This is a genomic window from Desulfobacter sp. UBA2225 (assembly GCF_002348205.1).
Classification (GTDB): domain Bacteria; phylum Desulfobacterota; class Desulfobacteria; order Desulfobacterales; family Desulfobacteraceae; genus Desulfobacter; species Desulfobacter postgatei.
In genome coordinates this window covers 1-10,305 of record NZ_DDYV01000182.1, presented here as the reverse complement: position 1 = coordinate 10,305, position 10,305 = coordinate 1, and the positions used below count along the sequence as shown (strand labels likewise).

Sequence of the window (10,305 nt, the reverse complement as noted above, 5' to 3'; positions counted from 1 at the left end):
CCCTTCATGGCCACGGGCTTGCCCTCGATCTCCATGATCACGCCGATCTCCTTGTAGGTGGGAATGAAGTGGCTGATGGCCACCGAGATGCCGGTGGCCGAGATGTCCAGCAGCTTGCAGCTGAAACTGCGGTTGCCGTCCTTGACGACGACCTCCTTCCTTTCGTCCTTCTTGCGCGAGTCCCGGTCCTTCATCGTTCCCTCCGTATGAACGGATCATATGTAACATAAATATGCGTTCCAGGGAAGAGAGAGGGAAGAACCGGGAAAGAAAAGGGAAGATAGAGCGGGAAAAAGCATTTCCCGAACCTCTCTGCCATGCAGTCTGGTCTTGAGGTCATGAAACGCCCGGTCGGACCTGATTTTCAGGCCGGATCTCGCCGGTCGTGGCGATCATGATCCCGGCCAGCATGATGACGCCGCCCAGGAAAAAGTAGAGCGTGATGCCGATGCCGAAGAACAGATAGGTGAAGAGCGCCGTCAGCGGCGGGTTCAGGTAGACGAACAGCGACACATTGGACGCTTGCCAGTGCTTGACCGCGATGTTCCAGAAAGTGAAGGCCAGGATGGTGCAGGCGATGGAAAGAAAGGCGGCGGCGCCGTATTCCAGCGGGCGCAGCGAGAGGGCGATGCGCACGAAGGGGCGGTCGATGAAGAAAAAAAGCGGCAGGCCGCCGATGGCCAGGCTGACGAAATTGAACGCCAGGGGCGAATGGCCTCTCAGCGCCGGCTTGATGATGATGGTCGCCGCCGCCCAGCTGACCGGCCCGCCCAGGACCAGCAGGATGTAGGGAACCTTGTCCAGCGCGATCCAGGTGTCAATGCCGCCGCCGACCCGGCCCAGCAGGACCACCAGCGCCAGGCCGGCGAAAGTGACGACCGTGCCGAGCAGCCGTCGGGGCGTGAACGGCTCGCCCAAAAAGCGCACGGCCAGCAGCAGGGTGATCAGCGGGTTCAGGGCGATGAGCAGCGAGGCGGCGTTGGGCTGGACGTAGCGCATTCCCGAGTTCAGCATCAGGTTGTAGCTGATCACCATCAGCAGGCCGCCCAGCGTCACGCGCCAGGGATGCGCTTTCCATATCGCCCGCGCCTCGTCGCGGTAGAACAGGGCGATCAGGCCCAGGCTGATCACGGCCACCGGGATGAAGCGCAGGCGCAGCAGGTCGAAAGCGGTCATCCTCGCCAGCAGCAGCTTGATGGCGATGAACGAGTTGGACCAGATGAGGAAGGTCAGGATCAGCAGGGCAAAAATGCCGATGTCGCGAGATCTATTTTCCAAAAAGCCTCCGCTGTTTTCCCGGCGATCGGGACCGTTGCGCAAGCCGGCATTGTAGATCGGTTGCGGCTCCCTGTCAAATCGCCGCCGAGTATCCGATTTCCCCGGTTCCGGATTGACAACAAACCGGAGAAAACGTAGATTTGTGTTCCAGGAGGATCCATGAAAAGAATCGGATATGCGCTGATGCTTCTCTGCCTGGCGGCCGGACTTTTGGCCCAGCAGGAGCCCAGGATCCGCGAGAGCGGCGAAAATTTCACCTATGCGGCCCTGGAGTGCATGGGTTCCTATGAGCAGGTGCCGCAGAAACTGGGCGAGCTGATGGCCGAATTCCAGAAGCAGAACCTGGAGATGCTGGGCGGGCCGTCCATGATCTACTACAACTCCCCGGCGCAGGTCAAGCCCGAGGAATTGCGCTGGGACGCATGCCTGCCCGTGCACGCCCTGGAAAAAGTGGCGCCGCCCCTGAAAAAAGGGGAGTACAAATATCCCCTGGTGGCGGAGATGATCTACAAGGGGCCGTACACCTCCCTCGGCGCCGCCTATCCCGTGCTGATGGAATTCATCGCCAGGGGCGGCTATGCGGTCAGCGGCCCGATCTGCGAGTCCTACATGGACGATCCCACTTCGACAAAGCCCGAGGATTGCCGCACGCTGATCGTGGTGCCGGTCCGCAAATAGGGTGTAGGGTTTAGGGTATAGGGTATAGAGGTTGAATAACTCGCCGTTGACGAACCGTTTGCTTTGTTTTTTCTTAACCTTTCTTCACTACACCCTAGTCCCAAAACCCTGGACCCTGAAGCCCTGTATCTAGAACCTAATGCTGTGTCCGATCCAGAGTACGAGTGCTATGGCAACGATATGCAATACCCACCACAGCGGCTTGAACCATTTGATCTTGTTCATCGTCCTACCTCCAGATGAAGTGGCCCAGGAAATAGACCGCGGTCCAGGTGACGAAATGGACATACCAGAAGTCCAGGTTTGGGGTAGCGGATCAGCCCCCAGCCCTTGGGATTGGGGTTGCCTTCCAGCGGGTAGACCTCGAGGCAGAAGATGGCACGTCTGATGACGAACTTGGATAACAGGGTCACAATGTTGGCCCAGAGGGATGCAATCTCCAGTGAGAAGTGGGCCATGGTGATGACGCCGATGATCACCGAGAATCCGTTGATTAGGGATGCCAGTTTCAGAGACTTCATGATAAAAAATAATATCGGTACGAAGACCACGGTCAGTATGCCGGCGATGTATGGCGCCCAGCTGTAGGCCGTTTTAGCGAACAGATGACACAAATAATGCCCCCCCCTCGATTTACACTCTACATTCTGTAGGAAATCAAAGCAAAAAGGATATTTTTGAGGAATTTGAAAGAGATAGTGCACTTGGATCGAACTTGCTAAAATATTACATTTGATAATGATATCATTTTGTTTTACAATTAATTAGAAAATATTTTGGAGAAGTATATGGAATTAAAATCTATTGAATATTCCCAGTTTTTAGATATGCCTGAAGAATGGAAGCTAGAGAAATGTTCTTTTGGGAAAATTAATTTAATAGTAGGAAAAAATGCAACCGGAAAGTCAAAGACTTTGAATATACTTAAATCTTTATCAAATATTCTAACTATACCTCGGACTCTAGCTAGATATTTTGGTGGAGAATATTCAGTTGTTTTTAACAAAACAAATGACGAAATAAAATATATTTTAAAGTACGAGAGAAATAGAGTTCTCGAAGAAATTCTTGATGTGAAGGGGAAAAATCTTCTTAAAAGAAAGAATGAAGGTAAAGGAGAAATATATTTTGAAGAATTAGAGAAAAAAATGTCTTTTCAAACACCGGAAAATGAAATAGCTGCTCTTTCACGGAGAGATATGGTTCAGCATTCTTTTTTGGAAGATTTGTATAATTGGGGAAGCAATTTAGTACATTTTAAGTTTGGATCGCATTTAGGTAAAGATCATTTTGCTCTATTTACTAATAAACAAGATGATTTAGAAAACAAGAACCTTCTTTATGATACCAATAAGGTTACTCGAGTTTTTAAGAAGGGAAGAGAGAAGTATGGTGATCCATTTTTAGAGTCAATAATTAGTGATATGGACACTATTGGGTATCAAATCGATAGTGTTGACATCCAGCAACCTAAAAGTATCGTTATTGAGGGCGCTTTTTCTTCACAGCCTGTTGGCCTTGCTGTAAAAGAGTCGGACTTAAAGAGTATTACAGATCAACACGATATGTCTCAGGGTATGTTTAGGACTATTTCATTGATAATTCAAATCAATTATGCTCAGTTTGAAAACAAACACAGTTGCATTTTAATAGATGATATTGGTGAAGGGCTTGATTTCGAAAGATCATGCAACTTAATAAAATTATTGATAGAAAAAGCGAAAAACCCAATTTTTCAGTTAATTATGGCGACCAATGATCGATTTGTAATGAATATTGTCCCGCTCGAATATTGGTTGATTATTCAAAGAAAGGGAAATATATCTAATATTATTAACTACGAAAACTCAAAAGAAATATTTGATGATTTTCTGGACACGGGCCTAAGCAATTTCGATTTTTTTTCAAGTAATTCATTTTTAAAAAACGATAAAAATTGAAAAGAATTGCGATATTTGTTGAGGGACAATCTGAAATAATATTTTTAAGGAAATTAATTCCACTCATTCTGGGGTATGATAAAATATCTTATAAGTGTTTGAAATTGCAAGCTAATAAATTCTCTGAAATTCCTTATAACTATAACACTAACGTTCCAACTGTTGATTTTAATTTTCTATTAATAAATGTTCAGAATGATGATTTAGTTCTAAGTGCAATAAAAGCGAGAGAAGTGAATCTGTTTAATAGGGGGTATGAATTAATTTTAGGGATAAGGGATATGTATTGTAAATCATATAATGATAAATCAAAAGGCAAAATTGATGATTGTGTTTCGGAATTAGTAAAATTAAGAGTACATTTAGAAACAAGCAAAATGAGTAAACCTGATAAAATATTCATTCATTTTTCGATTATGGAATTTGAAGCATGGATTCTTTCAATGCATACTTTGTTCAATAAAATCGATTCAGCTTTATCATGTGAATCTATCAGGTTAAAGTTAGGATTAGATTTAAAAAAAATTGATCCACAAAATGAGTTTTATAGGCCTTCCAATGAATTAAAAAGAATACTGAAACTATGTGAAATAGATTATGACAAATCTTTTAGTATTTTGGAAAGGATATTTTCACGTTTAGCTATTAATGATTTAGATTATGTATTAACAAACAATCGATGTTCTAGTTATATTGATTTTATTAATTGTATAAAAAATCATTGCAACTGATGGAAGAAAGCATCCACATTTAGGGTTTCGACTCATATTCTTCACTTTCCCACATTCCAGCGCCGGCCATTTTGTTCATGCTATCGTTGACACCTCCTCTTCCATGACGTCATTGAACCGCTCCATGCTCATGTACCTGCGCGTTCCCCAGCGTGTTCCTTCCACGTACCGCAATCGCGCTGCTACCAGCATCAATGCCGACTCACCATCGGGAAAGCTTCCCACCACCCTCGTCCGCCGGCGGATCTCGCGCATGATCCGCTCCAGCGGGTTGTTCGTTCGCAGGTGCCGCCAATGCGCCTGCGGGAAGCTGTAATAGCTCAGCGTCTCATGCGCCCCTTCCCGCACCATCGTGGCCGCCTTGGCTAGCTTCATCTGCTCCAGCTTGGCAGCCACGGCCTCGATCTTCTCCTCGGCCGCTTTCCGGTCCTCCTGGGCGTGGATCGCTTTCAACATGGCCGCTACTGCCTTGATCTTGCCCCGGGGAACCACGGTGAACACATTGCGGTAGAAATGCACCACGCAGCGCTGCCAACGTGCCTCCGGATATACCTCTCCCAGCGCCTCGACCAGCCCAAGGCACTTGTCAGACACAGCCAGTTCGACATCCTTCAGCCCCCGAGCCTTCATATGACGCAGGAACGAGAGCCAGCTCTCCTTGTTCTCCTTGGCGCCTTCGGCCACCCCCAGCACTTCCCGGAATCCGCCCTCTCCCACGCCAATGCAGACCAAGATCGACAGGTTGCGCACTTCTCCGCCCCAACTTCGCTTCAGCCAAATCCCGTCCATGTAAACGTACCGGTGCCCGCCTTCAATGGGCTGGTTGCGCCACTCGTTGATCCGCTCGTAGGTCTTCTGGTTCAGGTTGCTGATCGTGCCGGGACTGACTCGAGTGCCCCACAACGCTTCGGTGATATCCTCTACACGCCGCACGCTGACCCCGGCCAGGTACATCTCAATCAAGGCTTCCTCCACGGAGGCCTCGCGCCTGCGGTAACGCTCTATGATGGCTGTCTCGAAGGTCAGATGCCTTAACTTGGGAACCTTCAGCTCGACTTCGCCCGCCTTCAAATGCAGCTTACGCTTGTAATGGCCTGCCCGCGTGTCTTGCCGCTGGTCGCTGTGCTCATAGCGCCTGGCCTGGCACAAACGATCCGCCTCCGCATCCAGCATGCCGTTGAGCATCTCCTCGACGGTCTGCTTGACCAGACGGTCGACATGAGCGTGCACCTCGCCCTCGTTGATCTGGATGATCTGGGGCTTGCTCACTTCCATTTTGCCTTGTTCCCTGCTATCCTCGTTCATAGGTGGTCCTCCTTGTTTTAGGTTTTTAGCCGAACCGGAAGTATAACAACTTCCAAAAACTTGGAGGACTACCTCTCCTCTAAAATGTGCGAAAAATATTTTACGTTATCAGTATAACAACTTCCAAAAACTTGGAGGACTACCTTTCCTTAAATGTACAAAAAAAGCGATTTCTTTTCAAATATACATATTGAACCAATTTAAATAAATATCTTAAGTGACTTTTTATCAGGATTAAGGTCAAAAAAAGATTTTAATGTATCATGTGATATATACTTGTTTTTATAAAGTTGGATGACGGATTTTTCTAATGAAATGTTTTCTCCGATTCTGTAGTCATCCGAAAAATGTTTTCTGAGTTCTTTAATCCGACCTATTTCAATTAGTGTTCTAACCTCATTCGAGCAATTCAGAAATTCATATGCAAGTGTTTGGCTATTCCTTAAGGAAGGCAATAATGCTTGACATAAAATACAGTTTAAATGCTTTGCAAGAAATGTCAAAATATAATCCCTCTCACTTTGTGGCCACTCAAAGAGTATATTTTGAATTACTGCCTCTACGGATTGACCTAAGACAGTTGCGAAACAAAGTAATCCACACCGCGCTGCAAACAGAATAGCTTCTAATGCGGCTCGACCATAATACCCGTCTATATATATACAGTTTGCCTCTGAGGTAGAAATGGCGAATTCAGTAATTTGCTTTATTTCATTAGCATTTTTAGGAACAATAGTCTCAACGAGACTTTTTTTGTGATAATGAATTAATGAACTGTATGGTTGGATGGCAATCAATTTTTTATTTAAATTACGATTAACATTGTCAATCAGTGATGAAAGCGTAGTTGAACGACCAGATTTTGAATATCCACCTATAAGGTAAATACCAGGGAGGAATGGGGAATTTAATTCATGGATGTTTATGCCAAGATCTAAGAGAGACTGAATTTTTGATGGAATACTCTTTACAATTGACTTCAATCCTTTTTTATCAAATTTGTCTCCTTGCCATGATACGGAAAATCTCCCGAGGCGAGCAACTTCAACTATTGAGCAAACATATCCGGAAAAACTAAAAGATATTCTATCATTTTCAAAGGTTGATGAATTAAAATAATCTTCAAGATCTTTACTTGATAATGAAGGGTGTTCAATTCGTTTGATGCCCCCGTGAACTCTAATACAAGGGCAACTTCCACAAGTTAAATATAATACATCACCTCCTTCGTCAATCATTATTTTTAGTAAATGATAAAAATTAAGTGCCATGAAGCTAATCGTTGCTAGATTTTATCAAATCTTGATTTGGGATTTGATTTATTAAAGAAGTGCCATTTAATATCGCGTTTGAGAAATTGGCATTCAATATATTTGTATGGCTTATTTTGATTTCTCTCATATCTGCCCCAATTAAAGTTGCATTAACTAGATCGGCCTGGTTAAAAAGACATCTGCGCAGGTTGGCTTCATTTAAATTTGCATAACGAAGAACTGTCTGGTTGAAAATAGATCCCTCCATATCTCCTTTTTCGATGATGGAGTAACTAAGATCAGCTGACGAAAAATTCGTACCAACTGCTCTTACAGAAGACATTTTAACATTTCTTAAACTAGCATTTTCTAAAAATGCACCCGAAATGTCTGCGTTGCTTAAATCCGAATTATTAAGATTCGCATAACTCAAATTGAATTTCTTAAGAATTGTATTTGATAAATTCATATTTGACAGCTGAAGATTTCTCTGAAAAGGCCACTCGAAAACTGGATATAAAAACTTAACATGCCTGCAAAAAAATGAACAAAAAATGGGTTTCCCTTGAATTTTAACTATGGTTTTATCTATAAAAATAAAACTAATTAAAGTTAAAATCACCCATAAATATCTATTGTGTCGTCTTGTTTCGGCGCCGCATCTTCTTATTTGAAGAAAAACTAAGATAAAAGTAATAAAAGACATAATATAAAAGGGAATTGTTGAAAATGGTTGAGGAATGGATTTCCAGAAAAAGAATATCAGAACTAACGGAGCTTGCCAATAAAGTAAGAATATAGAGAGAAATTGGGCATTTTTTGATGATAAATTAAAAATAACTGGATGTAAGGAGTCTTCCTCTGGTTTATCAAGCAATCGCAATTGACCATAATAAACATGTAAATAAAAGACTATTCCTGCAAGTAATAGGGGAGCTGATATTAGAAAAGTTTTGAAATCGATTTCGATATTAGCAAAAGGTAATTTAATCAGTGCATTCGTAGTAAGTAGTTTTAGATCATTTATTGATAAAGTGAAAATACAAAAAATACAAAATGAAAGCATTCCAAAAAGGGTTCGATTAACTGTTTTTGAGATCTCTTCGTGTTGAAGTTTTCGATCGTTTTCATTTTTATTGATTTTAAACGGGATGATTGGAAACCATAGACACCTTGGCGCTCTCTCTCTATCTTTTAATCTTTTAAAGAAGCTCTTATCACTTTTCGTTTTATTTGAGAAGTCAAGTTTAATTTTTTCTTTGTAAATTCTATCTGTATTAATTAAATTAATGCGAATATATTTAATTTTGTTTGATTGCATATTTTAATAGCACTTTAATGAAAAAATAGTATCTTCCTCATTTGGATAGCCCGCGCATTCAATTTTAAAGAAATTCTTTCTAATTTACAATAGAAATTGCATTAAAGAAATTATAAAATCTTGTGATCTTAAAAGGCATAAGGGAATTTTGAGCAATTTCACATAATGGGCAATTAGTAACAGGTCTTACCTTAATTCATTAAAGGGAACATGGGGAATGCTTGCAATTTAATAGGAATCCGGAATTCATTTTCTGATGTTATTTCTTAATATTTTACGCCCTGGCGATTCTTTTCCGCTTCGTTTAAAATAGGGCGAATCAAGGAGAGGATATAAAACGAAAGGTGTTGTTTTTTATGATGATGGTGATCACGCTCACAGCCCTTGGGGAGCAGAAAAGAATCGAATTGAGCAAAGACGTTGAACTCTACTCCCTGGCCCTGGGCATCTGGCGGCAGGTGACCTGTCAGGCGGTGAAAGAATGGAGCAATGTGACGGTCAACGGCCTGATCGTTGTTGACGGCGTCAAAGCCGCCCTGATCGACACCCCCTGGCCGCCGGAAGCAGACGACCATGCTGCTAGATTGGGTGGAGAAGAGCCTCAATGCCAGGATGAAAGCGGTCATCGTCGGTCATTCCCACGTCGATTGCCTGGGCAGACTGCCTGAGATCCACCATCGGGGTATCGCATCTCTCGGCCTGGAAAAAACGCACGATTTGGTCCTGGCCGCCGACGTCGAAGCCCCGCACCGGAACCTTCACGGGAGAATATACACTCCAGATCGACGCTCGCGAACTGGAATTCTTTTATCCAGGCGCCGGGCACCCTGTGGACAATATCGTCACCTGGATCGCGGAGGGAAAGTGCTTTTTGCTGGCTGCCTGGTCAAGTCCGCCGACGCCAGAACGCTCGGCTGCATCAAGGAAACTGACCAGGCCGACCGGCCCGCCACCCTGGCCAACCCGAAAAGCCGGTTGCCCGAGTCGCGGATCATCCTCCCCGGCCATGGCGATCCTGGCGGCTGGGAACTGGTGGAGAATACCCCTGAGGCTGCTTGCCGCGGGCGAGAAATGACGCCCTGAACGGGCGACGGCAACGTTTTTATTTTTTTCTGAATTCGCCGCTGCCGCGAATGCGCAGGATCTCGCCGAAAAAGACGCGGTGATAATCCATCTGCGGGTACTGCGCGGCAATCCGCGCTGACAGGAAATTTCGGTCGTCGAGGTCCTGCCAGTAGATCTTGCGGCACTCCAGGATCAGGTCGGCCTCGCGGAAGCAGGGTGTCGCCACCGCCTTGGACTTCATCGGCGTCAGTTTCGTCAGCGCGATCTTGTCTCCGTCGCGGCCCGACTTGCTGCCGAGGATGGCCAGGTCCTTGCGGTACTTTGCCGGGAACGAGCAGAGGGTGAAGGTCGGGAAGTCGTTCATAAAACCGAACGTGTGGCGCGTGGGCCGGACCACGACCTGGATGAAGGGCATCTCCCAGATGCCGCCGATGCTTCCCCAAGCGACGGTCATGGAATTGAACTTCTCCATGTCCCCCGCGGTCAGCACGAACCAGCGCTTGAACCAGATGTCGACCGACGGCAGCAGCAGGTCCTTGGGCTTGATGGCTGCGATCATGGGGCCTCCTGGCCTGCCATTATACACCATTTGTCGTGCGGCTCGTTTCAGGGGACGGCCTGCCGGCCGCTGTCCAGGTCCTTGTACAGCCGGCGGTCGACGATCTCCTTCAGGCCGTGGATCGCGCTCCACACATCGTGAAAGGTGTTATACAGCGGGGCCGGCGCGACGCGGA

General features: G+C 45.4%; 12 protein-coding genes. 5 read left to right on the top strand and 7 right to left on the bottom strand.

Going from position 1 to position 10,305, the window contains the following annotated elements:
• On the bottom strand, positions 1–194 hold a 194-nt coding region (locus B3D59_RS09400), incomplete at its 3' end, for a hypothetical protein (RefSeq protein WP_286819290.1).
• A 142-nt stretch (positions 195–336) separates the two neighbouring features.
• The gene (locus tag B3D59_RS09395; RefSeq protein ID WP_286819287.1) at positions 337–1,278 is read right to left on the bottom strand and encodes a DMT family transporter; all 942 of its coding nucleotides are present in this window, start codon (positions 1,276–1,278) and stop codon (positions 337–339) included.
• Between the two features lie 159 nt (positions 1,279–1,437).
• Here B3D59_RS09395 and B3D59_RS09390 point away from each other — a divergent pair, with 159 nt between their 5' ends.
• Positions 1,438–1,956, top strand: coding sequence for a GyrI-like domain-containing protein (locus tag B3D59_RS09390; RefSeq protein WP_286819286.1), 519 nt, complete (start codon positions 1,438–1,440; stop codon positions 1,954–1,956).
• Between the two features lie 221 nt (positions 1,957–2,177).
• On the opposite strand, the gene B3D59_RS09385 is transcribed toward B3D59_RS09390, so the two are convergent.
• Complete coding sequence (locus tag B3D59_RS09385) at positions 2,178–2,507, bottom strand: hypothetical protein (protein WP_286819285.1); 330 nt, start codon at positions 2,505–2,507, stop codon at positions 2,178–2,180.
• A 237-nt stretch (positions 2,508–2,744) separates the two neighbouring features.
• Here B3D59_RS09385 and B3D59_RS09380 point away from each other — a divergent pair, with 237 nt between their 5' ends.
• A complete protein-coding gene (locus B3D59_RS09380; protein ID WP_286819283.1) occupies positions 2,745–3,896 on the top strand; it encodes an AAA family ATPase in 1,152 nt (383 codons plus the stop codon).
• On the top strand, positions 3,893–4,627 hold the full coding sequence (locus B3D59_RS09375; protein WP_286819282.1) for a hypothetical protein: 735 nt from the start codon (positions 3,893–3,895) through the stop codon (positions 4,625–4,627). The genes B3D59_RS09380 and B3D59_RS09375 overlap by 4 nt, the downstream gene beginning before the upstream one ends.
• A 75-nt stretch (positions 4,628–4,702) precedes the next feature.
• Here the strand turns inward: B3D59_RS09375 and B3D59_RS09370 are convergent, their stop codons facing one another.
• From B3D59_RS09370 to B3D59_RS09360, 3 genes are all read right to left on the bottom strand, one after another.
• Positions 4,703–5,902: an IS256 family transposase gene (locus B3D59_RS09370; protein WP_286819292.1), complete on the bottom strand. Its 1,200-nt coding sequence runs from the start codon at positions 5,900–5,902 to the stop codon at positions 4,703–4,705.
• Positions 5,903–6,132: 230 nt separating this feature from the next.
• Positions 6,133–7,203 carry a hypothetical protein gene (locus B3D59_RS09365; protein ID WP_286819281.1) on the bottom strand — a complete coding sequence of 357 codons (1,071 nt, stop codon included), beginning with the start codon at positions 7,201–7,203 and terminating at the stop codon, positions 6,133–6,135.
• Between the two features lie 4 nt (positions 7,204–7,207).
• Entirely contained in the window at positions 7,208–8,506 is a 1,299-nt protein-coding gene (locus tag B3D59_RS09360) for a pentapeptide repeat-containing protein (RefSeq protein WP_286819279.1), read from the bottom strand.
• Positions 8,507–8,850: 344 nt separating this feature from the next.
• On the opposite strand from B3D59_RS09360, the gene B3D59_RS09355 reads away from it, so the two are divergent.
• Together B3D59_RS09355 and B3D59_RS09350 are read left to right on the top strand one after the other, a co-directional pair.
• The gene (locus B3D59_RS09355; protein ID WP_286819277.1) at positions 8,851–9,174 is read left to right on the top strand and encodes a hypothetical protein; all 324 of its coding nucleotides are present in this window, start codon (positions 8,851–8,853) and stop codon (positions 9,172–9,174) included.
• 196 nt (positions 9,175–9,370) lie between these two features.
• Positions 9,371–9,589, top strand: coding sequence for a hypothetical protein (locus B3D59_RS09350; RefSeq protein ID WP_286819275.1), 219 nt, complete (start codon positions 9,371–9,373; stop codon positions 9,587–9,589).
• 19 nt (positions 9,590–9,608) lie between these two features.
• Here the strand turns inward: B3D59_RS09350 and B3D59_RS09345 are convergent, their stop codons facing one another.
• A complete protein-coding gene (locus B3D59_RS09345; RefSeq protein ID WP_286819274.1) occupies positions 9,609–10,130 on the bottom strand; it encodes a flavin reductase in 522 nt (173 codons plus the stop codon).
• Between the last annotated feature and the right edge of the window lie 175 nt (positions 10,131–10,305).